The sequence below is a fragment of the Gordonia crocea genome (assembly GCF_009932435.1).
GTDB lineage: Bacteria > Actinomycetota > Actinomycetes > Mycobacteriales > Mycobacteriaceae > Gordonia > Gordonia crocea.
In genome coordinates this window covers 2,415,605-2,441,212 of the sequence record NZ_BJOU01000001.1, presented here as the reverse complement: position 1 = coordinate 2,441,212, position 25,608 = coordinate 2,415,605, and the positions used below count along the sequence as shown (strand labels likewise).

21 protein-coding genes are annotated in these 25,608 nt (G+C 69.8%); 19 read left to right on the top strand and 2 right to left on the bottom strand.

What is annotated here, in order from left to right; all coding sequences use genetic code 11:
- The first annotated feature begins 4 nt into the window (after nucleotides 1-4).
- The 13 genes from murG to nbrcactino_RS11465 all read left to right on the top strand — a co-directional run bounded on the left by murG (nucleotide 5) and on the right by nbrcactino_RS11465 (nucleotide 15,229).
- Complete coding sequence (gene murG / locus nbrcactino_RS11525) at nucleotides 5-1,111, top strand: undecaprenyldiphospho-muramoylpentapeptide beta-N-acetylglucosaminyltransferase (protein ID WP_161927733.1); 1,107 nt, start codon at nucleotides 5-7, stop codon at nucleotides 1,109-1,111.
- Between the two features lie 26 nt (nucleotides 1,112-1,137).
- Nucleotides 1,138-2,607: a UDP-N-acetylmuramate--L-alanine ligase gene (gene murC, locus nbrcactino_RS11520; RefSeq protein WP_161927480.1), complete on the top strand. Its 1,470-nt coding sequence runs from the start codon at nucleotides 1,138-1,140 to the stop codon at nucleotides 2,605-2,607.
- On the top strand, nucleotides 2,607-3,296 hold the full coding sequence (locus nbrcactino_RS11515; RefSeq protein WP_161927479.1) for a cell division protein FtsQ/DivIB: 690 nt from the start codon (nucleotides 2,607-2,609) through the stop codon (nucleotides 3,294-3,296). Before murC ends, nbrcactino_RS11515 begins: the two co-directional genes overlap by 1 nt.
- A 219-nt stretch (nucleotides 3,297-3,515) precedes the next feature.
- Entirely contained in the window at nucleotides 3,516-4,673 is a 1,158-nt protein-coding gene (gene ftsZ / locus nbrcactino_RS11510; RefSeq protein ID WP_161927478.1) for a cell division protein FtsZ, read from the top strand.
- Nucleotides 4,673-5,380, top strand: coding sequence for a peptidoglycan editing factor PgeF (gene pgeF, locus nbrcactino_RS11505; RefSeq protein WP_161927477.1), 708 nt, complete (start codon nucleotides 4,673-4,675; stop codon nucleotides 5,378-5,380). The genes ftsZ and pgeF overlap by 1 nt, the downstream gene beginning before the upstream one ends.
- 167 nt (nucleotides 5,381-5,547) lie before the next feature.
- Nucleotides 5,548-6,303, top strand: a complete 756-nt coding sequence (locus tag nbrcactino_RS11500) for a cell division protein SepF (protein ID WP_161927476.1) — start codon at nucleotides 5,548-5,550, stop codon at nucleotides 6,301-6,303.
- A gap of 57 nt (nucleotides 6,304-6,360) precedes the next feature.
- On the top strand, nucleotides 6,361-6,654 hold the full coding sequence (locus tag nbrcactino_RS11495) for a YggT family protein (protein ID WP_161927475.1): 294 nt from the start codon (nucleotides 6,361-6,363) through the stop codon (nucleotides 6,652-6,654).
- 252 nt (nucleotides 6,655-6,906) lie between these two features.
- A complete protein-coding gene (wag31, locus tag nbrcactino_RS11490; RefSeq protein ID WP_161927474.1) occupies nucleotides 6,907-7,710 on the top strand; it encodes a DivIVA-like cell division protein Wag31 in 804 nt (267 codons plus the stop codon).
- 29 nt (nucleotides 7,711-7,739) lie between these two features.
- Entirely contained in the window at nucleotides 7,740-8,735 is a 996-nt protein-coding gene (locus nbrcactino_RS11485) for a hypothetical protein (RefSeq protein ID WP_161927473.1), read from the top strand.
- A gap of 265 nt (nucleotides 8,736-9,000) precedes the next feature.
- Nucleotides 9,001-12,177, top strand: a complete 3,177-nt coding sequence (ileS, locus tag nbrcactino_RS11480) for an isoleucine--tRNA ligase (RefSeq protein ID WP_161927472.1) — start codon at nucleotides 9,001-9,003, stop codon at nucleotides 12,175-12,177.
- Nucleotides 12,178-12,226: 49 nt separating this feature from the next.
- Nucleotides 12,227-13,537, top strand: a complete 1,311-nt coding sequence (locus nbrcactino_RS11475) for a DNA polymerase IV (RefSeq protein WP_161927471.1) — start codon at nucleotides 12,227-12,229, stop codon at nucleotides 13,535-13,537.
- A 1-nt stretch (nucleotide 13,538) separates the two neighbouring features.
- Nucleotides 13,539-14,093, top strand: a complete 555-nt coding sequence (locus nbrcactino_RS11470; RefSeq protein WP_228460785.1) for a GNAT family N-acetyltransferase — start codon at nucleotides 13,539-13,541, stop codon at nucleotides 14,091-14,093.
- 131 nt (nucleotides 14,094-14,224) lie between these two features.
- Nucleotides 14,225-15,229, top strand: coding sequence for an IS481 family transposase (locus nbrcactino_RS11465; RefSeq protein WP_161927470.1), 1,005 nt, complete (start codon nucleotides 14,225-14,227; stop codon nucleotides 15,227-15,229).
- Here the strand turns inward: nbrcactino_RS11465 and nbrcactino_RS11460 are convergent.
- Complete coding sequence (locus nbrcactino_RS11460) at nucleotides 15,226-16,200, bottom strand: asparaginase domain-containing protein (RefSeq protein WP_161927469.1); 975 nt, start codon at nucleotides 16,198-16,200, stop codon at nucleotides 15,226-15,228. The two genes, nbrcactino_RS11465 and nbrcactino_RS11460, sit on opposite strands and share 4 nt — an antisense overlap.
- 155 nt (nucleotides 16,201-16,355) lie before the next feature.
- Here nbrcactino_RS11460 and nbrcactino_RS11455 point away from each other — a divergent pair, with 155 nt between their 5' ends.
- Nucleotides 16,356-16,943, top strand: a complete 588-nt coding sequence (locus nbrcactino_RS11455) for a WKL family lipoprotein (protein WP_161927468.1) — start codon at nucleotides 16,356-16,358, stop codon at nucleotides 16,941-16,943.
- Nucleotides 16,944-16,972: 29 nt separating this feature from the next.
- Here the strand turns inward: nbrcactino_RS11455 and nbrcactino_RS11450 are convergent, their stop codons facing one another.
- Complete coding sequence (locus nbrcactino_RS11450) at nucleotides 16,973-17,959, bottom strand: hypothetical protein (RefSeq protein WP_161927467.1); 987 nt, start codon at nucleotides 17,957-17,959, stop codon at nucleotides 16,973-16,975.
- Nucleotides 17,960-18,008: 49 nt separating this feature from the next.
- On the opposite strand from nbrcactino_RS11450, the gene lspA reads away from it, so the two are divergent.
- From lspA to nbrcactino_RS11425, 5 genes are all read left to right on the top strand, one after another.
- Nucleotides 18,009-18,590 (top strand): signal peptidase II, encoded by a 582-nt coding sequence (gene lspA, locus nbrcactino_RS11445; RefSeq protein WP_161927466.1) that lies wholly within the window; start codon nucleotides 18,009-18,011, stop codon nucleotides 18,588-18,590.
- The gene (locus nbrcactino_RS11440) at nucleotides 18,583-19,509 is read left to right on the top strand and encodes an RluA family pseudouridine synthase (RefSeq protein ID WP_161927465.1); all 927 of its coding nucleotides are present in this window, start codon (nucleotides 18,583-18,585) and stop codon (nucleotides 19,507-19,509) included. Before lspA ends, nbrcactino_RS11440 begins: the two co-directional genes overlap by 8 nt.
- Nucleotides 19,510-19,611: 102 nt before the next feature.
- On the top strand, nucleotides 19,612-23,160 hold the full coding sequence (gene dnaE, locus nbrcactino_RS11435; RefSeq protein WP_161927464.1) for a DNA polymerase III subunit alpha: 3,549 nt from the start codon (nucleotides 19,612-19,614) through the stop codon (nucleotides 23,158-23,160).
- A 4-nt stretch (nucleotides 23,161-23,164) separates the two neighbouring features.
- Complete coding sequence (gene ilvA / locus nbrcactino_RS11430) at nucleotides 23,165-24,589, top strand: threonine ammonia-lyase IlvA (protein WP_161927463.1); 1,425 nt, start codon at nucleotides 23,165-23,167, stop codon at nucleotides 24,587-24,589.
- 131 nt (nucleotides 24,590-24,720) lie between these two features.
- Nucleotides 24,721-25,608, top strand: a complete 888-nt coding sequence (locus nbrcactino_RS11425) for an MlaE family ABC transporter permease (protein WP_161927731.1) — start codon at nucleotides 24,721-24,723, stop codon at nucleotides 25,606-25,608.

Below are 25,608 nucleotides of genomic sequence, written 5' to 3'. Positions count from 1 at the left end.
GTCAATGGTGGTCGCCGGCGGGGGCACGGCCGGTCACATCGAACCGGCGCTGGCCGTCGCCGACGCGGCGATGGCGCTGGACCCGCAGGTGCGGATCACCGCGCTCGGCACCGAGCGGGGTCTGGAGACGACCATCGTCCCCGAGCGCGGATACGACCTGCGGCTGATCCCGCCGGCCCCGTTGCCGCGGAAGGTGGGCGCCGATCTCGCCCGGACCCCGGTGCGGCTGGCCCGGTCGGTGGCCGCCGCGCGCAAGGTCCTCGCCGAGGTGGAGGCCGACGTCGTCGTCGGGTTCGGCGGCTACGTGTCGCTGCCCGCCTACCTGGCCGCCCGGGGCCGCATCCGGTCCCGATCGCGCATTCCGCTGGTCATCCACGAGGCCAATGCCAGTGCCGGGATCGCCAACAAGGTGGGGGCCCGCTGGGCCGACCGGGTGATGGCCGCGGTACCCGATTGCGGCCTGCCCGGTGCCGAGGTCGTCGGAATCCCGGTGCGCGGGAGCCTCGCGGCGCTGGACCGGGCGGCGTTGCGCGCCAAGGCGCGCCACTACTTCGGACTCGACGAGTCGGCGCCGACCCTGCTGGTTTTCGGCGGATCCCAGGGCGCCCGCCGGCTGAACGACGCCGTCACCGGCGCCTCGCGGGCGCTGGGGGAGGCCGGGATCGGGGTCTTGCACGGGTACGGCCCCAAGAATGAGATCTCCCCGGACCGGGTCGAGGGGGCGCCGCCGTACGTGGGGGTCGGCTACCTCAAGCGCATGGACCTGGCCTACGCGGCCGCCGACCTGGTGATTTGCCGGTCCGGCGCCATGACGGTGGCCGAGGTGTCGGCGACCGGCTTGCCGGCCGTGTACGTCCCGCTCCCGCACGGCAACGGCGAGCAGGAGCTCAACGCGCTGCCCGTCGTCGAGGCCGGCGGTGGTCTGCTCGTCGCGGATGAGGACCTGACTGCCGAGTGGGTGGGCCGCGAGGTGCCCGCACTGCTCGGCGACCCCGCGCGACTGGCGCGGATGGCGGCCAGCGCGGTGGTCGGCGGCCACCGGGATGCCGCCAACCGGGTCGCGACCGCGGCCCTGGAACTCGCGGCCGTGCACCGCGGGGCAGAATTGTAGTACCGACGAGAGGACCGGGACGTTCGATGGCGGATATCGATCCGACGGCTTTGCCCGCACACCTGCAGCGTGTCCACATGGTGGGCATCGGCGGTGCGGGCATGTCCGGGTTGGCGCGCATCCTGCTCGCGCGCGGCGGGCAGGTGTCGGGATCGGATGCCAAGGACGGCCGCGGGGTGCTGGCGTTGCGGACCCGCGGTGCCGTCGTCACGATCGGACACGACCCGGCCGCACTGGACTCGCTGCCCGGCGGCCCGACCGTGGTCGTCTCCACCCGCGCGGCGATCCCCGATTCCAATCCGGAGTTGGTGGAGGCGCGTCGTCGCGGCATCGACGTGATCATGCGGCCACAGGTCCTGGCGACGCTGATGGACGGCTATTCGACGCTGCTCGTCGCCGGCACCCACGGCAAGACGTCGACGACGTCGATGGCCGTCGCCGCGCTCCAACACTGCGGTGCGGACCCCTCGTTCGCGGTGGGCGGGGAGCTCAACGAGTCGGGTACCAACGCCCACCACGGCAGCGGCGGCGTCTTCGTCGCCGAAGCCGATGAGAGCGACGGGTCGTTGTTGGAATACCCGGCGTCGGTGGTGGTGATCACCAACATCGAGGCCGACCACCTGGACTTCTTCGGCAGCGAGCAGGCCTATGTCGAGGTCTTCGACAGATTCGTCGCCGGCGTCGCCCCCGGCGGCACGGTGATCGCCTGTGTCGACGATCCCGGCGTCCGGGCTCTGATCGAGCGGTCCGCCGGGGTGCTCGCCGAGCACGGCGTCGCACTCTGGGGCTACGGCCACCATGCGGCGGACGCACCCCGACCCGACTACGTGGTCGCCGAACTCCTCGAGTTCACCGGCCGTGCCGACGGCGGGACCGGCCGCGTGCGGGTGCACCCACCGCTGGTCGGAGAAACCACCGAACTGACGTTGACCACCCCCATGCCGGGTGTGCACATGGCGCTCAACGCCCTGGCCGCCGTGCTGGCCGGCGCCGCGGCGCTCGGCGCGCAAGCGGATCTGTCGCGCCTGGTGGAGGGGATCGCCGAGTTCTCCGGCGTCCGCCGCCGCTTCGAATACCGGGGCAGCGCGGGCGGCGTGCGGGTCTACGACGACTACGCCCACCACCCGACCGAGGTTCGCGCGGTGCTTTCGGCCGCCCGGGCGGCCGCCGGCGAGGGGCGGGTCGTCGCGGTGTTCCAGCCACACCTGTATTCGCGGACCCAAGAGTTCGCCGACGATTTCGCCGAGGCCCTGGGCCTGGCCGACATCGCGGTGGTGGCCGACGTCTTCGGGGCCCGGGAGGATCCGATGCCGGGGGTGAGCGGACGGTTGATCACCGAGCAGATGGACGGCGCTCGATTCGTCCCGGATTTGTCCGCCCTGGTGCCGACGGTGGTGTCGTTGGTCGCCCCCGGCGACATCGTGCTGACCCTGGGTGCCGGTGACATCACCATGCAGGGCCCCGAGATCTTGGCCGCGCTGGGGGAGCGGGCCTGATGCGTGCCCGGCGCGTCCTGGTGGTGGCGGCGGTGGTCGCCCTGGTCGGCGGCTTGGCCGCCGTGGCGTACTTCACCCCGCTGATGTCGGTCCGCACCGTGTCGGTCCACGGCGTCCCGCCGGGGGCGGTGCTGACCGTCGACGAGGTGCGCCATGCCGCGCAGGTGCCCCTGGGCCGACCGCTGCTCCAGGTCAACACCGCCCAGGCGGCCACCCGGGTGGCGGCAATCGGCGCGGTGGAGACCGCGCGAGTCCGACGGCAATACCCGTCGACGGTCGAGATCATCGTCGTCGCGCGCACCCCGGTCGCACGGGTCCAGACCGATCGGGCGGTGCACGTCGTCGACCGCCTCGGTGTGCCGTACCGCCACTTCGACCGCGGAACCCAGCTGCCGAAGGATGTCGGACGACTGCCCCTGCTGGCGACGCCCAATCCCGGCCCGACCGACCCGTCGACGAAGACGGCGGTGCGGGTGGTCGCCGGCCTGCCCGCCGACTTGCGCACCAAGATCGCCACCATCCGGGCCGATTCCCCGGTCGACCTGAACTTTGTGCTACACAACGGCAGCACCGTCGTCTGGGGCGATGCGACGCGTCCGGAGGACAAGGCGATCGCCTGGCGGGCGATCGCGACCCGGAAGGGAACCCTCTACAACGTGTCGAGCCCTGATTTCCCGTCGTACCGCTGATCCGACGCCGGGCGGCCGAGGGATCGGACCCGGGCGTTGTCCCTGAACAGGCGTTGTGCGTGTGACAGGAGTGAAATGACGAGAAACTTGGCGACACGCCGCGTCGATGCTGGCCCGGCCCGTGGAGAGTGCCTAGCGTGACCCAGTGAAAGATCAGTACTTGACATAACTCTAAATCTATGGTTCAGGTTTAGAGTTTTCCGAGGAGGGCGAAGCGTCATGACGCCACCGCACAACTACCTGGCCGTGATCAAAGTCGTCGGCATCGGCGGTGGCGGCGTCAATGCCGTCAACCGGATGATCGAACAGGGACTCAAGGGCGTCGAGTTCATCGCCATCAACACCGACGCCCAGGCGTTGCTGATGAGCGATGCCGACGTCAAGCTCGACGTCGGGCGCGACTCGACCCGGGGGTTGGGGGCCGGCGCCGACCCCGAGGTGGGTCGCCGCGCCACCGAGGACAACCGGGACGACATCGAGGAGCTCCTCAAGGGCGCCGACATGGTGTTCGTCACCGCCGGCGAGGGTGGCGGCACCGGCACCGGAGGCGCACCGGTGGTCGCCTCCATCGCCCGCAAGCTCGGCGCCCTCACCGTCGGCGTGGTCACGCGTCCGTTCGCCTTCGAGGGCAAGCGGCGCAGCGGACAGGCCGACGCCGGCATCACCGCCCTGCGGGAGTCCTGCGACACCCTCATCGTCATCCCGAACGACCGACTGCTCCAACTGGGCGACGCGAACGTGAGCCTCATGGACGCGTTCCGCAGCGCCGATGAGGTGCTGCTCAACGGCGTGCAGGGGATCACCGACCTGATCACCACCCCCGGATTGATCAACGTCGACTTCGCCGACGTCAAGGGTGTGATGAGTGATGCGGGCAGCGCGCTCATGGGCATCGGTTCGGCGCGCGGTGAGGACCGCGCCAAGAAGGCCGCCGAGCTGGCCATCAACTCGCCCCTCCTGGAGGCGTCGATGGAAGGGGCGCGCGGCGTCCTCATCTCCATCGCCGGCGGTTCGGATCTGGGACTGTTCGAGATCCACAACGCGGCGACCCAGGTACAGGAGGCCGCCCACGAAGAGGCCAACATCATCTTCGGCACGGTGATCGACGACAACCTTGGCGACGAGGTGCGCGTCACGGTGATCGCGGCCGGGTTCGACGGCGGTGCCCCGCGGCGCCGGACCGAGACCCCGGCGGTCGGTCATACCGGTGTCGCGGCCGGGCAGGCGGGCAAGGTCAACGCCACCGCCGCCGGCGAGTCGATCTTCAGCGGCGGCCTCGATGCCGAGCCCGCGGTGGTGCAGCGGAACGAGGAGCCGCGGCCCAACCCGGTCCGCCTCGACGACGACGATGTCGACGTCCCCGACTTCATGAAGTGATGACCGTCCGACGTGTGGTGACGACTCGCGCCGGTGGGGTCTCGGCGGCGCCGTACGACTCGTTCAATCTGGGCGATCACGTCGGCGACGACCCGAAAGCGGTCGCGGCCAACCGGGCGCGGCTGGCGCGGGGGATCGGCCTGCCCGACGAGCGGGTGGTCTGGATGCAACAGATCCACAGCCCGACCGTCACCGTGGTCGACGGTCCGCAGGCGGGCCCGGTCCCCGCGGCCGACGGTATCGTCACCGCCGTCGAGGGCCTGGCGCTGGCGGTACTCACCGCCGACTGCGTGCCGGTGCTGCTCAGCGATGACGACGCCGGGGTGATCGCGGCGGTGCACGCGGGCCGGGTCGGGGCGCGCGACGGCATCGTCACCGAGGCGCTGCGGGTGATGGCCGGGTTGGGGGCGGATCCGGCGCGGATCAGCGCGCTGCTGGGCCCGGCGGCCTCGGGGCACTTTTATGAGGTTCCCCAGGAGATGGCCGACGACGTCGAGGCGCATCTGCCGGGCAGCCGGTGTCGGACCGACGCCGGAACGCCGGGGTTGGATTTGAGGGCCGGGATCGCGCGGCAGCTGGCTGAGGCCGGCGTCACCTCCGTCGCGGTCGATCCGCGGTGCACCATCGCCGATGAGCAACTGTTCAGCCACCGCCGCGGGGCCCCGACCGGGCGCTTGGCGTCGGTGATCTGGCGGGAGGGCCGCTGATGCAATTGCTCGCGTGTCGCGCCGCGGTCCGGTGGTGCCAGGGGGCTACCGTAAGCAACAACGGTAAATCACTTTGGTCACATAAGAAACAGAAGCCACAAGCGCAACTCGAATCGATTACTGACCAGAATTAAGTACGACAGAGCCGACCAACGGAGAGGCCCGACATGACCACGATGCAGAAGTTCAAGGCGTACTTCGGCATGGTTCCCCCGAGCGAGTACGAGGACGACTACCTCGACGAGGGGACCGGGTCGGTTCGCCGTGTCCGCGATCGCGGCGGCTACGACGACTACTACGGCCAGGACTCCTACCGCGACGCCGACTACGGCGACCCGTACGGCGGCGATGCGTATGGCGAGGATGCCTACGGTGACGATCGGCGCGGCGGCCGGCATTCGGGTCGGTACGGCGCGGAGGCCGAGCCGCGGCGCGAACGGGTCCGGGCGTCGAGCCGATACGACGAGGACGAGCGGGACTTCGCGGCCGTCGGGAACGGCGGCTACGTCTATACCGGGTCGTCGCGTGCCGAGGGCCGGGGCGCTGCCCGCCTCGAGCCGCTGCAGCGCTCGGCCGGCGCCACCCTGCGCGCGGTCGGTGCGGCCGCCGGGCTGCCGGGCGACGCCGACGGGGTGACCGCCGACGGCCAGAAGATCACCACGCTGCGCCCGACGAGCTACAGCGAGGCGCGCACGATTGGCGAGCGGTTCCGCAACGGCAACCCGGTGATCATGGACCTGGTCGACATGAGCAACGCCGACGCCAAGCGACTCGTGGACTTCGCCGCCGGGCTGGCGTTCGCGCTGCGCGGCTCCTTCGACAAGGTCGCCACCAAGGTGTTCTTGCTGGCACCGGCCGATATCGACGTGTCCCCGGAAGACCGCCGGCGCATTGTCGAGACCGGCTTCTACAGTCATTCGTGATCCTCGGTCCCACCCCCCGAGGGTGGCGCGGGATCGGATTTGCGGCAGAGTGGTGACGTGACCGTTTTTCTCACTGTTGTGGCCGCGCTGCTGTGGCTCTACTGGCTCCTCCTGTTGGCGCGGCTCATCCTCGAACTGGTGCAGTCCTTCGCCCGCGATTGGCGTCCGAAGGGCGTCGTCGTCGTGATCGTGGAGACGGTCTTCACGCTCACGGATCCGCCGATCAAGCTCCTCCGCCGTGTCATCCCGCCCATCAATCTGGGATCCGTTCGGCTGGATCTGTCGCTCATGATCGCCTTGATCGTGGTCATCATCGCCCAACAGATCGTTACTTCGCTTGCCGCGAACTGACCGGGGAATTCTGCAGGTAGACGGCTCGGGCGACTATGGTGGGGTAGTGGACCAAGGTCATTGTTAGGCCGCCGTTGTGTCTCGAGACCGTCTCGAGCTGATGCGACCAGTGGTGTAGTTGTGACAGGATTATGCGCTAGTGGCAAAACTGCTTGTTTGTTGATGGAGCGTCGAAAGGGACGTCGAGCAGCGCAGCCACAGCAACGGCCGAAGCGAGATTCGCTTCTGCCACGGACGTAAGGGGAACAAGCCATGCGGCTGACACCGGCTGATGTGCACAATGTCGCGTTCAGCAAACCGCCCATCGGTAAGCGCGGCTACAACGAAGACGAAGTCGACCAGTTCCTCGACTTCGTCGAAGCGGAACTCGCCCGCCTGATCAACGAGAACAACGAATTGTCGGCGCGGGTCGAGGAACTCGAGTCCGAGCTCGCCCATGCCCGCGCCGCCGGCCCGGTCGCCGCGGCCCCCGTGCCGACCCCGGTGCCTGCTCCGGTACCCGCACCCGCCCCGACGACGGCCTTCGCCGCGCCGGAACCGCCGCGGCCCCAGGTTAACGACGACGAGGCGAACTCCCGTGCCGCGCGCGTCCTGGCGCTGGCGCAGGACACCGCCGATCGACTCACCGCGACCGCCCGTACGGAGTCGGAGACGGTTCTCGCCGATGCCCGCAACCGGGCCGACGCCATCGTGGCCGACGCCCAGGCCAAGGCCGACAATGTCCTGGTCGACGCGCGCCAGCGCTCGGAGGCGATCCTGGCCGACGCGCAGACCCGCGCCGAGGCGCAGTTGCGCCAAGCCGCGGAACGCTCCGAGGCCATGGAGGCCGACGCGCAGCGCAAGCACAGCGAGTTCCAGGCGGTGTTCAGTCAGCAGCGCACCCTGCTGGAGGGACGGATCGAGCAGCTCAAGACCTACGAGCGCGAGTACCGAACCCGACTCAAGACCTACCTCGAATCGCAGCTGGAGGAACTGGACCAGCGCGGCAGTGCGGCCCCGGTCGACGGTGGTCGCGAGGCCATCGCCGATTCGGGCGGCTATCCCGGGAACGACTAGGGCTCATCGCCCGATAGGGGGTGCGGACCATGCTTGGAGCCGCCATCGTGGCCGCGATTGCGGCCTTCGGACTGCTGGTCGCCGGATTGGTGACCGGCCAGGTGTGGCTGGCCATCGCCTGTGTCGTCGCCGCGGCGATCGGCTTGGTCCTGCTCCTGGTGGACATCCGCCGGGCCGCGCGCCGCAACCCCGTCGAGGAAGCAGCCCCGACCGGCGCCTTCCTCGGGGAGGACGTCGCCGAGTTCGTCGCCCGCCGAGAGGAGCGCCGCGAAACCGGGGCCTTCGCCGCCGTCGCGGGAACCGGTGCCGTCTCGGGGACGGCCGGCGCCCTGGGCGGATTCCGCGAACCCGAGCCCGATTTCACCGGGCCGCTGCGTCTCGGCTCGCTGGCGGCATCCGGCGAATCCGACCAGCCCGCTGTTTCGCGACCCGCGTATCCGCCGGTATCGCGGCACGCCGCCCAACAGGCCGCCGAGCAATCGGCCCAACCGGGTACCCCCCAACCGGCCCAACCCGGTCAAGCCACCCAACGCCCAGCACCCCAACCCCAAGCCACGCAGCCCACCAACGCCCCGGAACAGCAACCCGCATCCCGGCCGGCTTTCACCTTGCCCACCGTCTCCTCGGCACCCGCGCCGACGCCGCGCCCCGTGCCGGCACCCCAACCCCCGGCACCCCAGCCCGCCCAGCAGCAACCGGCCGCCCCGCAGCCGGGAGCACCCGCCGGGGGACGCCGCCGGGTCGGGGACCTGCACGACTACGTGGCCTCGACCGGGTCCATCCCGCGGGTCGAGGCCAGCGGCGCGATCCCCACGGTCGTCTCCGAGCCGGCGGCGATTCGATGGGAGTCGTCGATTCCGCCATCGGGGCGCGCCCTGGTGTCCGATCAGTCCCGCGAGGCGATGCGCCACGTCAACGACCTTCCGCCGGTTCCCCCGGCACCGCGTCGGCCGCGCCGCGAGGAGCAGCCGCGCGAGCGGCCCATCGATCCGCTGGACCCCAATTGGCGTCCACCGCTGGACTGACTAGACTGTCGATTGCGTTGATCCGGCCATCACCGGGGAGCACTCGGAAGAACGGGACCGGGCCGCACGGCCTCGGACCCCAGTAGAACCGAGCGGGGCGGGCCCGTCACAGCCCGTGTTCGAGTGGCGCTCATCCACCCCGGTCGGGGTGGGCGGGCGCAAGCGGGGTGGTACCGCGACGTCCGGCTGAAGAAGTCGGCGGCGTCCCCGTGCCGATTGACACCGCACGGTCCCCGTGCTGGTTGACACCGCACGGAGGAACCACGTGGCCACGCCCGACCGCCCCTATCCTGTCGTTGACCTGACCGGTGGCACGCCGCGTGCCCCGAAGTTCCCCGACATCGAGGAAACGGTCCTCGACTACTGGGACTCCGATGCCACCTTTGCCGCCTCGATCGAGAACCGGGCCGATGCGCCCGAGTTCGTCTTCTACGACGGCCCGCCGTTCGCCAACGGCCTGCCGCACTACGGGCACCTGCTGACCGGATACGTCAAGGATGTGATCCCGCGGTTCCAGACGATGCTGGGCAAGCGCGTCGAGCGGCGGTTCGGCTGGGACACCCACGGCCTGCCCGCCGAACTGGAGGCCGAGCGCCAACTCGGGATCACCGACAAGTCGCAGATCGAGGAGATGGGCGTTGACAAGTTCAACGAGTACTGCCGCGACTCGGTGCTGCGCTACACCGGCGAATGGCGCACCTACGTCCAGCGGCAGGCGCGCTGGGTCGACTTCGACAACGACTACAAGACGCTCGACCTCGACTTCATGGAGTCGGTTATGTGGGCGTTCAAGTCGCTTCACGACAAGGGGCTGATCTACCAGGGCTACCGGGTGCTGCCGTACAGCTGGTACGAGCAGACGCCGCTGAGCAACCAGGAGGCCAAGCTCGACGACGCCTACCGGATGCGCCAGGACCCGGCACTGACGGTGACGATGCCGCTGCACGCGGACCCCGGCGCGCCGCTGGCGGAGTTGAACGGCGTCAACGCGCTCATCTGGACCACGACCCCGTGGACCCTGCCGTCGAACCTGGCCATCGCGGTGCACCCCGACACCGAGTATTCCCACGTGCGGACCGCCGACGGTGCCGAGTACCTGTTGGCGTCGGCGCTGCTCGGTTCCTATGCGCGCGAACTGGGGGAGGCCGAGGTCATCGGCACCCACCGGGGAGCCGACCTCGCGGGCCTGGGGTACACCCCGCCGTTCCAGTACTTCCGCGGGCATCCCAATTCCCACCGCATCCTGGTGGCCGACTATGTCACCACCGACTCCGGCACCGGCATCGTGCACCTCGCCCCGGCCTTCGGTGAGGAGGACATGGACGTCGCCACCGCCAACGGGATCGAGGTCGTGCAACCGCTCGACCCGGGCGGCCGCTTCACCGACCTGGTGCCCGACTACCAGGGCCAGATGGTGTTCGACGCCAATCCGGCCATCATCGCCGACCTCAAGACCGCGGGCCGGGTCCTGCGGCACGAGACCATCGAGCACTCCTACCCGCACTCCTGGCGGTCGGGCCAACCGTTGATCTACATGGCGGTGCCGTCGTGGTTCGTCGACGTCACGGCGATCAAACCCCGCATGCTCGAACTCAACCAGGAGATCACCTGGTCACCGGCCCACCTGCGCGACGGACAGTTCGGGAAGTGGCTCGAGGGGGCCAAGGACTGGAACATCAGCCGCAACCGCTACTGGGGTGCGCCGATCCCGGTCTGGGTGTCCGACGACCCGGCCCATCCGCGGATCGACGTCTACGGGAGCCTCGACGAGCTCGAGCGGGACTTCGGGGTGCGGCCCACCGACCTGCACCGCCCGGGTATCGACGAGTTGGTCCGGCCCAACCCCGACGACCCGACCGGCACCTCGATGATGCGCCGCGTCCCCGAGGTGCTCGACTGCTGGTTTGAATCCGGCTCGATGCCGTATGCGCAGGTGCACTACCCGTTCGAGAACCGCGACTGGTTCGACGGTGACGCCGCCACCGGCGAGATCGCCCACAACCCCGGCGATTTCATCGTCGAGTACAACGGGCAGACGCGCGGCTGGTTCTACAACCTGCATGTGCTGGCCACGGCGCTGTTCGACCGCCCGGCCTTCCGCAACGTAGCCGCCCACGGCATCGTGCTGGGCAACGACGGCCAGAAGATGAGCAAGTCCAAGCGCAACTACCCCGACGTCAACGAGGTCTTCGACCGCGACGGCTCCGACGCCATGCGCTGGTTCCTGATGGCCTCGCCGATCCTGCGCGGCGGCAACCTCGTCGTCACCGAGCAGGGGATCCGCGAAGGCGTGCGCCAGGCGCTGTTGCCGCTGTGGAACGCCTACAGCTTCCTGCAGCTCTATGCCGAGCGCCGGGCCACGTGGCGGACCGACTCCGACAACCTGCTCGACCGCTACATCCTGGCGAAGCTTTCGCTGACCCGCGACGAGATCACCACCGCGCTGGAGACCTTCGACATTTCCGGGGCCTGCGACTCGTTCCGCGAGTTCTGCGAGTCGCTGACCAACTGGTACGTCCGCCGGTCCCGGTCGCGCTTCTGGTCCGGACAGGATGAGGATGCGGATGCGTTCGACACGCTTTACACCGTCCTCGAGGTCGCGTGCCGGTTGGCCGCACCGCTCCTGCCGCTGACGACCGAGGCCGTCTGGCGGGGCCTGACCGGCGGCCGCTCGGTCCACCTGACCGATTGGCCTCGCGCCGACGAGCTGCCGGCCGACGAGGACCTCGTCGCTGCGATGGACGACGTGCGCGCGGTGTGCTCGGTGACCTCGAGTGTGCGCAAGGCCAACAAGCTGCGGGTGCGCCTGCCGCTGCCGGCGCTGACGATCGCCTCGCCGACGGCCGAGCGGTTGTCGCCGTACACCGACCTCATCGCCGACGAGATGAACGTGAAATCGGTTGCCCTGCACACGGATCCGGCCGAGTTCGGCACCAGCGAGATCGTGGTCAACGCGCGCGCTGCCGGGCCGCGGCTGGGCAAGGACGTGCAGCGGGTGATCAAGGCGGTCAAGGCCGGCGACTGGCAGGTGTCCACCGGTGCCGACGGCACCGAGGTCGTCGTCGCCGACGGCATCGAGCTGCGCGACGGGGAGTACACCCGCAAGCTGGTGGCCACCGCGCCGGATTCGACCGCAGAACTCCCCGGCGGCACCGGGTTGGTGGTGCTCGACACCACCGTCACCCCGGAACTCGAAGCCGAGGGGTGGGCGAAGGACCGCGTCCGCGAGTTGCAGGAGGCGCGCCGCGACCTCGACCTGGACATCACCGACCGGATCGACGTGCGGTTCGTCGTGCCGGCCGCACTCGCCGACCGCGCCCGCGAGCACGCCGGCCTCATCGCCGGCGAGGTGTTGGCGACCGCCTTCACCGTCGACCCGGACGGGGCGCCGGGTGCGGTGGAGCTCGGCGACGGGGTGAGCGCGGACATCCGCAAGGCCTGAGGTGGCCGACCCGCCCGCACCCGGACGCCGATGGGTGCTCCATGTCGACATGGATGCGTTCTTCGCCTCCGTGGAACAGCTGACGCGGCCGACCCTGCGGGGGCGCCCGGTCCTGGTCGGCGGGCGCGGCGGGCGCGGCGTCGTCGCCGGGGCGAGCTACGAGGCCCGGGCCTACGGCGCGCGGTCGGCGATGCCGATGCACCAGGCCAAGCGGCTGGTCGGCGCCCCGGCGGTGGTGGTCCCGCCCCGCGGCGCGGTCTACCGGGCGGCCAGTCAGCGCGTGTTCGACGCCGTGCGCACGGTCATCCCGGTCATCGAGATGCTGTCCTTCGACGAGGCCTTCGGCGAGCCGGCCGACCTGGTGGGGGCGTCGGCGGATACCGCCCGCGCCTTTGCCGAGGACTTGCGGTCCCTGATCCGGGCCCGCACCGGGTTGACCGCGTCGGTCGGCCTGGGCAGCGGCAAGCAGATCGCGAAGATCGCCTCCGGGGCGGCCAAGCCCGACGGGGTGCTGGTGATCGACCCGGCGATCGAGATCGGGTATCTGCACGCACTGCCGGTGCGCAAGCTGTGGGGGATCGGCCCGGTCTCGGGTGAACGTCTCGCCCGGCTGGGGATCGAGACGATCGGCGATTTCGCCGCCCTGGCACCGACGGAGGTGACCTCGGTGTTGGGCGCGAAGGTCGGGCTGGCGCTGCACGAACTCGCCCGCGGCATCGACAACCGGCCGGTGCACGAGCGCGCCGAGGCCAAACAGATCAGTTCGGAGTCGACGATGGCGGTCGACATCGTCGCGCTCGGACCGCTGCGCGAGGAGATCACCCGGGCCGCGGCCGACGCGCACCGCCGGTTGTCCGCCGACGGGCGCCTGGCGCGCACTGTCGTGCTGAAGCTCAAGCGCGCCGACATGTCGGTGCTCACCCGGTCGGCGACGCTCCCGGTGGGGACGACCGACCTGGGCGACCTCACCGCGGCGGCCCAGCGGTTGGCCCTCGATCCGCTGGACATCGGGCCCGTCCGGCTTGTCGGGGTGGGCTATTCCGGGCTGACCGACGCCGAGCAGTTCACACTCTTCGACAGTCCCGTCGAGCAGGCGGCGGCACCGCCTGCCGCACCCGACCTGGAACGCGACGATTTCGACACGGCCTTCGGCGTCGACGAGGATCCCGGTCCGACCACCGGTGCCGATGTGTGGCACGACGAGTACGGGCACGGCTGGGTCCAAGGCACCGGGCACGGCGTGGTCACGGTTCGTTTCGAGACGCGGGTCAGCGGACCCGGCGTGGCGCGCACCTTCCCGCTGCCCGAGCCGGCGCTGCGGGCGGCCGATCCGCTGAATTCGCTGGCGTGGGACGACTGAGATGGGCGACGATGCTCCGATGATCATCCGGCCGGAGGAACCGCGCGATGTGCCCGCGATCGACGCCGTGCACCGCAGCGCGTTCGGCGGACCCGACGGCAGCCCCGACGGCGGCAACGAGGGAGACGGCGAGCCGGGCGAGGTCGGCCTGGTCCACCGGCTGCGAGACGACCGACTCCTCGTCGTGTCGCTGGTCGCCGAGCCGCCAGACGGTGCGGTCGTCGGCCACGTCTGCCTGTCCCGGGGCGATCTTGCCGGAACGCGCGCGTCGGGACTGGGACCACTCGGCGTGCGGCCCGACGTCCAGCGAACCGGCGTGGGCAGCGCACTCATGCACGCGGCGCTGGCGGCCGCGCAGGCCGCGGGTGAGGCGGTCGTGCTTCTCTTGGGCGACCCGGCCTACTACGCCCGCTTCGGCTTCGGGCCGGCGGCGAGCCTCGGGATCTCGCCCGATGTGGCGCAGTGGGCGGGTCCGCACTTCCAGGCGCATCGCCTCGGCGACGGCACCGTGCCGGCGGGCGTCTTCCGCTACGCCGAGCCGTTCTATTCCCTCTAGGCGTCTCTATTCCCTCTAGGCGTCGCCGGCTAGGTGTACTTCCCCGACACGTTGTGAACATCTGAGGTAAGACGAAGACCTCCGGGCAGGATGTGGGTTACCACAACCACCATCTAGCCACGGAGGTCTTCGTGACTCACGCTAACGCACCTTTGACGCCGGAGGGGCGTCGACGTCTTGCTTCACTCGTGGTGGACCAGGGCTGGTCACTGCGGCGCGCTGCCGAACGGTTCCAGTGTTCACCGGCCACAGCCAAGCGGTGGGCCGACCGCTACCGCGCCGGCCAGGTGCTGACCGACCGCAGTTCCCGACCCGCCCGTTCACCGGCCCGGCTGCCCCGCCGCACCGAGCGCCGGATCATCAAACTGCGGTACACGCGCCGGTGGGGCCCGCATCGGATCGCCTATCACCTGGGTATCCCGCGTTCGACGGTCGGCCGGGTCCTCGACCGCTATCAGATGCCGCTGCTGGCCAATATCGACCAGGCCACCGGACTGCCGGTACGCAGACCGAAACCGAAACGGTACGAGGTCGGCCGGCCCGGCCAGCTCGTGCACGTCGACATCAAGAAACAAGGCCGAATCCCCGACGGCGGCGGCTGGCGTGTGCATGGTCGCGGATCGGCCGCCGACCGTACCGCCGGTGTGGCCCGCGACCGGGCAGCACGCTCGGGAGCACCGGGCTCGCGTGGTTACCGCTACCTGCACCACGCCGTCGATGACCACTCCCGGGTGGCGTACTCGGAGATCCTTGATGACGAACGCAAGGAGACCGCGGCCGGCTTCTGGCGGCGGGCGAACGCGTTCTTCGCCGAGCACGGTGTGAGGGTGACCGCAGTGATGACCGACAACGGCGCCTGCTACCGCTCAACGATGTTCGCCCAAGCACTGGCCGACGCCGGGATCAAACACAAGAAGACCAAGCCCTACCGGCCACAGACGAACGGGAAGGTCGAACGCTTCAACCGGACCCTGGCCGCCGAATGGGCCTACGCGAAACCCTATGCCAGCGAAGCCGAACGAGAAGCCGCCTACACCGCATGGCTCCACCACTACAATCACCACCGACCCCACACCGGGATCGGCGGCCAAGTCCCCTCAGCCCGCGTTCACAACCTCACGGGGAAGTACAGCTAGGTGGCGCTCGGGGGACCGGAACGGGAGAAGAAGTCGACGATCTCGTCTCGGGTGGCGCCGGCGGTCCGTAGGGCGATCAGGGCCATGCGCGCCTGCGGTGCGCGCAGCCAGGCGGACATGATCGCACCCGCGGCGACCAGATCGACCGCGCCACCGCCCCCGCCGTAGCGGGCCGCGACCTCGCCGTAGGGGACACGGGTGCTGACGACTACGACGACGCCCTGCTGCACCGCCAGCGACACCTGGGCGGTGATGTCGGGATGGGTGTTGCCCGACCCCGTCGCCGCCAGGACGATTCCGGCGGCGTGCTGGGCGACGGCGGCCGCGATCGTCCCGGGACTCACCCCGGGGTAGAGCGCGATCGTGTCGACCCGGGCGGTCCGGCCGGCGGGCACCGGGAGGTCGATGAGTGGGCGCCCGAGGTCGCCGCGGACCACGTCGTAGGCGCGCAGCGCCTCGGTATTGACCTTGAACAGTCCGCGGATCGGCTGCGGGTCGCCGCCGACGACGACCTGCACCCCGGCGCCGATCGACGCGGGATCGAGGGCGCAGGCGATGGCGGCGACGATGTTGGCCGGACCGTCGGCGTCGGGCCGGTCGCTGGGCAGTTGGGCACCGGTGAACACCACCGGTCGCCGGTCGTGGGCGTAGAGGTCGACGAGGTAGGCGGTCTCCTCCATGGTGTCTGTGCCGTGGGTCACCACGACGCCGGCCACCTCCGGGTCGGCCAGCGCCCCGACGACGGCGGTCGCGATGATGAACTGGTCGCCGGTGCGCAGCGCGGAGGAGTCCCTGGTCATCAGGTCGATGGTGGTGATCTCCGGTCTGGTACCCCCGCCGACCTGGTCCGATGCCGCCCGGGCGAGGTCTACCAGCTCACCGGAGTGCAGCACGGGCACGGCCCCGCCCGCGGTCTGGTGGGAGGCGACGGTGCCGCCGGTGGTGATGAGCGCGATCCGTTTCGACGCCATGGCTACCAGCGTGTGGGAACCAAGCGGCGGGGTCAAGCGTTGACGGCGTGTTGACTTTCGCGATGAGTGGATTCGTGAGTCGCGTCGACTAGCCTCATTGAAGGCTTTGGCATAGTGGTGTGCGGTCCGTGCGCCGACAGAGAAGGAAGTGAAACGTGAGATTCCCGAAGATTGTCGCCGGAATGCTGGCTGCGGGTCTGGCGCTGTCGGTCACCGCCTGTGGCGGCGGTGGCGACGACGACGGCCTGCCGCCGATGTCACCGGTGAGTAGCGAGACCACCACTACCACCACCACCGAGTCGAATGCCGCGGGCAAGTACGACATCAGTGGCGTGACCAACCCGAAGAAGCGTCCCACGGTCAAGACGCTGAACCAGATGCTGGACATGGCGCTGGACCCGAGCGTGCCGAACACGGAGAAGACCAAGCTCGTCGAGGGGTCGGAGAAGGATCCGGACGTCTTCGACAAGCTCGTCCAGGCGCGCAAGGAGAACCCGGACGCCACCTACAAGATCTTCCCGCCGGTCATCCCGGCCGGCCCGAAGAAGGCGACGGTCAAGGTCCAGCTCAAGATCGGCGACAACCCGCCGGTCAAGGCCGAGGCCGGGATCGTCTTCGTCAACGGCCGGTGGAAGCTGGCGAAGAACACCGTCTGCCCGCTGCTGAGCGGCAACAACGTCAAGACGCCGATGTGCCCCGCGACGGCGACCAGCACCAAGCCGCGACCCAAGCCGGCCGGCTGACGGTCCGCGACCACCACAACGGCAACCCGCTATCGGCTCCACTCGAGCTGGTAGCGGGTTTGCTGTAGCAGGGGCCGGGTGGCGTCACCGCCGACCAGTTCCCGGGCCCCGCGCAGGTCGAGCGATCCGCCGATCGGCAGCGCCCGGCGCAGATCGATCCGCGCGGTGCCCTTGCCGAGCGAGGTGTAGCGCGCGATCTGCAGCGCCTTACCCGTGCCGGGAACGGTGTAGACCGATCCGGTGGGCGTCTCGTCGACGGACACGTCGAGGTCGATGACGTCGCCGTCGCGCTTGCGCAGGGTCGCCGTGACGGTCTGGCGCAGCGTCGTCGCCCCCAGCAGGGTCCGCGTCACCCGCCACCGGGCACCGGCGCCCACCGGCTCGGCGGGCAGGGCCACCAGATTCTGCAGCGCGGTGGCCAGGGTGTTCTCCACCACCGCCCGGGCGGTGGTCGGCGCCCCCTCGTTCGGCCACAGCCGCAGCGACGCCGGGACCTGCGAGTCGCGCAGCGTCAGACCGCCGCGCGAACCCGCATCGGCGGCCAATTGCCCGGACAATTCCGGATCGGTGGCCGAGAGGGAGTCGAAGCGCAGCGCCACGTCAGCGTCGTCGGTGCAATGGCGGCGGACGGTGAGGCCGATGGTGATCGCCTGGTCCTCCCGGGACCGGTCGCCCTCGGCGGCCGCGACCCGCGTCAGCACCGTCGTCGTCGCGGACAGGCGGACCTGCTGGGCCGCCGACCGATCCGGCGCCGCGCGCAGCGGCCGGTACGGCGCGGTGCCCGCAGTGATCAACTCGACGGTCGGCTCGGCCAATGGGATGGGACGGACCGACGGGTCGGCGGTCGTCGCCGCGGTCGAGCACGGCCCGTCGTCGGCCGGCCCGTCGTGGCCGCCGCAGGCGACCAGGGCGGCGGCCACCGCGCCGACGAGGGGGATCAGCGCGGCGGCGCGGGGCGGGAACAACGCGGCGCGAGGCGGGAACAACGCGGCGCGGGGCGCGATCGGATTCGGCACGGGCCCCAGCGTATCGGGCGGCGGGGGCCACACCAGTACCCTGGTCGACGTGCAAAAGCGATACGCGACGACCGGCGCGGTACTCGGCGTCGCAGCGGCGGTGTGGGTCTGCGACGTGCTGACCAAGACATGGGCGGTGGCGACGTTGGAAGGCCGCGACCCGGTCTACCTCATCGGCGACTGGGCCCGGTTGTTGGTGCTGCGCAACAGCGGCGCCGCCTTCTCGATGGCCACCGGCTACACCTGGGTACTCACCCTGGTGGCGCTGGGCGTGGTGATCGCGATCGTCCGGTTGTCCTCGCGGCTGCGCTCGGGATGGTGGACGCTCGGGCTGGGTTTGGTGCTGGGCGGGGCGCTGGGCAACCTGACCGACCGGCTGTTCCGCGCGCCGGGCGCGCTGCACGGGCATGTCGTCGACTTCATCGCCATCGGCTGGTGGCCGGTGTTCAACGTCGCCGATTCCGCGGTGGTGTGCGGGGCGGTGCTCCTGGTCATCCTCACCGTCCTCGGGTTCGACTACGACGGCGGCCGCAGTGGCTGGGCCGCGGGCCGTGCGAAGCGCGACGCAGTGGTCGACGAGGCCGGGCTCGACGAGACGGGGGTCGACGAGGCCGGTGACCCGCATGCGTGAATCGCGGACGATGCCGGTGCCCGACGGGGTGGCCCAGATGCGGGTCGACGCCGGGGTGGCGCGCATCCTGGGGATATCGCGGACGGTGGCCGCCGAACTCGCCGCGGCCGGTGACATCACCGTTGACGGGGTGGTGGTCGGCAAGTCCGACAAGCTTCCGGCGGGGGCGATGCTCGACGTGCTGCTGCCGGAGCCGGCGCGCCCGCTGAGCGTCGAACCGACGCCGGTGACGGACCTGACGGTGGTGTACCACGACTCCGACATCATCGTCGTGGACAAGCCGCCGGGGGTCGCGGCCCACCCGTCGCAGGGTTGGACCGGGCCCACGGTCGTCGGTGCGTTGGCCGCCGCCGGATTCCGGATCTCGACCTCGGGGGCGCACGAGCGCCAGGGGGTCGTCCAGCGCCTCGACGTCGGGACCTCGGGGCTGATGGTGGTCGCCGTCTCCGAACACGCGTACACCCTGCTGAAGCGGGCATTCAAGAACCGCGAGGTCGGCAAGCGCTACCACGCGCTGGTCCAGGGGCACGTGGACCCGCCGTCGGGGACGATCGACGCACCGATCGGGCGGCACCCGGGTAGCGACTGGCGGTTCGCGGTGACCGCGCACGGGAAGCCGTCGGTCACCCATTACGACACGCTGGAGATGTTCGCCGCCGCCTCCTTGCTCGACGTCGCCCTGGAGACCGGTCGCACGCACCAGATCCGGGTCCATTTCTCGGCGCTGCACCACCCGTGCTGCGGCGACCCGACCTACGGCGCCGATCCGGTGCTTGCGGCGCGACTCGGCCTGGACCGGCAATGGCTGCACGCCCGGGAGCTGACCTTCGCGCATCCCGCCGACGGCCGCGAGGTGCGGTTCTTCAGCGACTATCCGGCGGATCTGCGGCATGCGCTCGACGTCCTGCGCGATGTGTGAACCCCGCGCCGTCCAGTCACGGCTGTCTCACGCGTCACGACCTGGCGTGGGCACCGGTGTCAATGCCGCCCGGTGTCGGACCCTCGTCCTAAAGTGGACGCCGTGACCGACTCCGGATCCTTCGTCCACCTGCACAACCACACCGAGTACTCGATGCTCGACGGTGCGGCGAAGGTCGGCCCGCTGTTCGCCGAGGCCAAGCGCCTGGGGATGGATGCGATCGGGATGACCGACCACGGCAACATGTTCGGCGCCAGCGAGTTCTACAACGTCGCGGTCCGCAACGAGATCAAGCCGATCATCGGGATCGAGGCCTATATCGCGCCCGAGTCGCGCTTCTCCACCAAGCGCGTCCAGTGGGGGACCCGGGACCAGCGTTCCGACGACGTGGCCGGCAGCGGCGCCTACACCCACATGACGATGGTGGCGGCGAACGCGACCGGGCTGCGCAACCTGTTCAAGCTGTCGTCGCTGGCCTCGATCGAGGGGCAGCTGGGCAAGTGGGCCCGCATGGACGCCGATCTCATCGCCGAGTACTCGGCGGGCATCATCGCCACGACGGGGTGTCCGTCGGGCGAGGTGCAGACCCGGCTGCGCCTCGGGCAGGAGCGCGAGGCGCTGGAGGCCGCCGCCAAGTGGCGCGACATCTTCGGCCCGGACAACTTCTACCTGGAGTTGATGGAGCACGGCATCGAGATCGAGAGCCGGGTGCGCGCCGGACTCCTCGACATCGGGCGACAGCTCGGGATCAAGCCGCTGGCCACCAACGACTGCCACTACGTCACCCAGGCCGACGCCGGCGCGCACGAGGCACTGCTGTGCGTGCAGACCGGTAAGACGCTCTCGGATCCGACCCGGTTCAAGTTCGACGGCGACGGCTACTTCCTGAAGTCGGCCCGCGAGATGCGCGAACTGTGGGATTCGCAGGTGCCCGGGGCCTGTGACTCCACCCTGGAGATCGCCGAGCGGGTCGAGTCGTACGCCGACGTGTTCACCCACCGCGACCGGATGCCGGTGTTCCCGGTGCCGGAGGGCGAGAGCGAGGCGACCTTCCTGCGCAAGGAGGTCCTCACCGGGCTCTCGCAGCGGCGGTTCCCCGGCGGCGACGTGCCCACCGAGTACCTCGAGCGGGCCAACCACGAACTCGACGTCATCATCCAAATGGGTTTCCCCGCCTACTTCCTGGTGGTCGGCGACCTCATCGCCCACGCCCACGAGGTGGGGATCCGCGTGGGCCCGGGCCGTGGATCGGCGGCGGGATCGATCGTGGCGTGGGCCCTGGGCATCACCAACATCGACCCGCTGCCGTACGGCCTGCTGTTCGAGCGGTTCCTCAACCCCGAGCGCGTGTCGATGCCCGATATCGATATCGACTTCGACGATCGGCGCCGCGGTGAAATGGTGCGGTACGCGTCGGACAAGTGGGGCGAGGACAAGGTCGCCCAGGTCATCACGTTCGGCACCATTAAGACCAAGGCGGCGCTCAAGGACTCCGCGCGCGTCCAGTTCGGCCAGCCCGGGTTCGCCATCGCCGACCGGATCACCAAGGCGCTGCCGCCGCCGATCATGGCCAAGGACATCTCGGTGTCGGGAATCACCGACCCCGACCACGAGCGGTTCGGCGAGGCCGCCGAGGTGCGCGCACTCATCGAGACCGACCCCGACGTCAAGAAGATCTACGAGACGGCGCTGGGCCTGGAAGGGCTGATCCGCAACGCGGGCGTGCACGCCTGTGCCGTCATCATGTCGAAGGATCCGCTCACCGACGCCATCCCGGTGTGGAAGCGGGCCCAGGACGGCGCCATCATCACCGGCTGGGACTACCCGTCGTGCGAGGCCATCGGCCTGCTGAAGATGGACTTCCTCGGTCTGCGCAACCTGACGGTCATCAACGACGCCTTGGAGAACATCAAGCTCAACCGGGGCATCGACCTGGACATGGACTCCCTGCCGCTCGACGACCCGGCCACGTTCGACCTGCTGTCCCGCGGACAGACCCTCGGCGTGTTCCAGCTCGACGGCGGGCCGATGCGCGACCTGCTGCGCCGTCTGCGCCCCACGGTTTTCGAGGACATCATCGCCGTCGGCGCCCTCTACCGGCCCGGGCCGATGGGTATGAACGCCCACAACGACTACGCCGACCGCAAGAACGCCCGCCAGGACGTCAAGCCCATCCACCCCGAGCTCGAGGAACCGTTGCGGGAGATCCTCGCGGAGACCTTCGGCCTGATCGTCTACCAAGAGCAGATCATGCAGATCGCCCAGAAGGTGGCCGGGTACACGATGGGTCAGGCCGACAACCTGCGCCGCGCCATGGGTAAGAAGAAGAAGGAAGTCCTCGACGAGGCCTACGACGGATTCGCCGCGGGGATGACCGGCAACGGGTTCTCCTCGGCCGCGATCAAGGCCCTGTGGGACACCGTGCTGCCGTTCGCCGGCTACGCGTTCAACAAGTCGCATGCCGCCGCCTACGGCCTCGTGTCCTATTGGACGGCCTACCTCAAGGCGAACTACCCCGCGGAATACATGGCCGGCCTGCTCACCTCGGTCGGCGACGACAAGGACAAGTCGGCGATCTACCTCGCCGACTGCCGCAAGCTCGGGATCACCGTCCTGCCGCCCGACGTCAACGAGTCACAGCCGAACTTCGCCGCGGTCGGCACCGATATCCGATTCGGGCTGGCGGCGATCCGCAACGTCGGCGCCGGGGTGGTCGACTCGATCATCGCCTCGCGCACGGCAAAGGGGAAGTTCACCAACTTCTCCGACTACCTGGCGAAGATCGACGTCGGTGCCTGCAACAAGAAGGTCACCGAGTCGCTGGTCAAAGCCGGGGCCTTCGACTCGCTCGACCATCCTCGCAAGGGGCTGTTCCTCGTGCACGCCGACGCGGTCGACTCGGTGCTGGGCACCAAGAAGGCCGAGGCGATGGGCCAGTTCGACCTGTTCGGGGATCTCGGCGGCGACGACTCGGCCGCCGAGGTGTTCGCGGTCAAGGTGCCCGACGAAGAGTGGGAGTCCAAGCACAAGCTCGCGCTGGAACGCGAGATGCTCGGGCTGTACGTCTCCGGCCACCCGCTGGCCGGCGTCGAACACGCCATCGCCGCGGAGACCGACACGTCGATCACCAGCCTGCTCGAGGGCGAGGTGGCCGACGGCGCGCAAATCACCATCGGCGGCATCATCTCCAGCGTCAACCGCCGTGTGAACAAGAAGGGCGAGTCGTGGGCCGCGGTCACGATCGAGGACCTCGTCGGTGGGGTGGAGGTCTACTTCTTCCCGCGGGCGTACTCGGCCTTCGGCATGGACATCGCCCAGGACAACATCGTGCTGGTGCGCGCCCAGGTCCGCCGCCGCGACGACGGGCTGATGATCGCGGCCAACGACCTGGCCGTGCCCGACCTGTCCGCGGTGGGTGCCGCCAAGCCGGTGGCCCTCACGATCAGTGCCCGGCTGTGCACCCCCGACCGGGTCACCGACCTCAAACAGGTCCTCAGCCGGCATCCGGGGCCGTCGGACGTCCACGTCACCCTCGTCAGCGAGAACCGGTCCACGGTGCTGCGCCTCAACGAGTCGCTGCGGGTCACCCCGTCGTCGGCCTTGATGGGCGATCTCAAGGCACTGCTGGGACCCTCGTGTCTCGGGGCGTGAGACGATGGGCGTCGTGACCGACGCCCCCGCCGACCAGCCCGCCGACCAGCCGACCACCGCCCCGGAGGGGCCGGTGCTGCCCACGGTCGCCGATATCGCCGCGGCCGCCGAGCGGATCGACGGCGCGGCGATCGTCACGCCGCTGGAGTACTGTCCGCGGCTGTCTGCCCGGTATGGCGTGCAGGTGTACCTCAAGCGCGAGGACCTCCAACCGGTCCGCTCGTACAAGATCCGGGGCGCCTACAACGTGATGGCTCAGTTGAGCCGGGCCGACCTGTCGCGCGGGGTGGTCGCCGCCAGCGCCGGCAACCACGCCCAGGGGGTGGCCTTCGCATGCCGCACCATGGGCGTGCGCGGGCGCATCTACGTCCCCACCACCACGCCCAAGCAGAAGTGCGACCGCATCGAGTGGCACGGCGGCGACTTCGTCGAACTGGTCCGGGCCGGCGACACCTACGACGCGGCGGCGGCGGCCGCCCGCGAGGATGTCGCCTCCTCCGGCGCGGTGTGGATCCACGCGTTCGACGATCCGCGCACGGCCGCGGGCCAGGGCACGATCGCCCGCGAGATCATCGACCAGATGGGGGCCGCGCCGGACCTGATGGTCGTTCCGGTCGGCGGTGGCGGGTGCCTCACCGGCGTCCTGACCTACCTGCGCGCCACCGACCCGTCAACCCGCATCCTGGGCGTCGAGCCGAGCGGCGCGCCGTGCCTGGCCGCAGCCCTGCTGGCCGGGGAGCCGGTCACCCTTCCCGAAATCGATTCCTTCGTCGACGGCGCCGCGGTGCGGCGGACCGGTGCGATGGTGCACGCGGCCATCGCCGCCACCTCGCCGACGGTCGTCGCCCACCCGGACCTCGAGGCGTACCGCGGATTGACCGGTGATCGGGAGCGCGTCGTCGGCCACGACGCCCCACTGGCCGCCGGCGAGGTGCGGATCACCCAGGTCGACGAGGGCGCCATCTGCTCGACGATGCTGGAGCTCTACCAGAACGAGGGGCTCATCGCCGAGCCCGCCGGGGCGTTGGCCGCCACCGCGCTGGCGGACCTGGACTTCGCCGGTTCCGGGCTGACCGAGTCGTCGACGGTCGTCGTGTTGGTGTCGGGCGGGAACAACGACGTCTCTCGCTACGGCGAGATCATCGAGCGGTCACTGGTCCACCGCGGCCTCAAGCATTACTTCCTCGTCGACTTCCCCCAAGAACCGGGCGCGCTGCGCCGATTCCTCGACGAGGTCCTCGGCCCCGACGACGACATCACCCTGTTCGAGTACGTGAAGCGCAACAACCGGGAAATCGGGGCGGCCCTCGTCGGCGTCGAGCTCGGCGCCCCCGAGGGGCTCGGACCGCTGGTCGAGCGGATGGCGAAGTCGCGTCTGCGCTGCCAGCGGCTCGATCCGGACTCGCCGGAGTACCGCTATTTGACGTGACCGAAACCTGACACGGGGTGGTCATGTGACCCAAATCGCAATGTCGGTGACCGGTCACGGTATATTACTCACGAGTCGTGGGGCATCCCGAGCTTGACGGGGTGAAATCGGCCGACAGCTGCACCGGGGAGATGGGTGCGCAACGGACCAGCGAAGGCAGGGGAGTGGTCACAAGTACTCCGGAAACGGGAGCGGCGCCCAAACCAGCGCGTGCCTCGTCGGTGCGGAAGTGGTGGGACGGGCACATCGTTGCCTCGTTCGACACCTTCGGTCGCCAACTGGGCATGTTCGTCGAGGTCTTCCGCACCCTGTTCACCGACATCGCCAAACGCCAGTTCCCGTTCGGGGAGTTCATCCGCCAGTGCGCCTTCATGGCCAGCACCTCGGTGATCCCCACCCTGCTCGTCGCCATTCCGATCGGCGTGATCGTGTCGATCCAGGTGTCCAACATCGCCGGCCAGATCGGCGCGAATGCCTTCTCCGGCGCCGCGACCGGCCTCGGCGTGATCCGCCAGGGCGCCCCACTGGTCACCGCGCTGATCATGGCGGGTGCGATCGGCTCGGCCATCGCCGCCGACCTCGGTTCGCGCACCATCCGCGACGAGATCGACGCGATGAAGGTGATGGGCGTCAACCCGATCCAGCGCCTCATCTCGCCGCGGCTGCTCGCCACGATGGTGGTGAGCTTCCTGCTCTGCGGGTTCGTCTGCTTCGTCGGCTTCATCACCGGATACGTGTTCAACGTCTATATGCAAGGGGGGACGCCGGGTTCCTACACCGGCACCTTTGCCTCGTTCGCGGGACCGGCCGACCTCTGGTTCTCGCTGATCAAAGCGGTGATCTTCGGTGCGATCGTGGCGATCGTCGCGTGTGACCGCGGGTTGACCACCAGCGGTGGTCCGGCCGGCGTGGCGAACTCGGTGAACGCCGCAGTCGTCAACTCGGTGATCCTGCTGTTCACCGTCAACGTCGCGCTGACCCAGATCTTCGCGCTCATCATCCCGGCGAAGGTGGTGTGA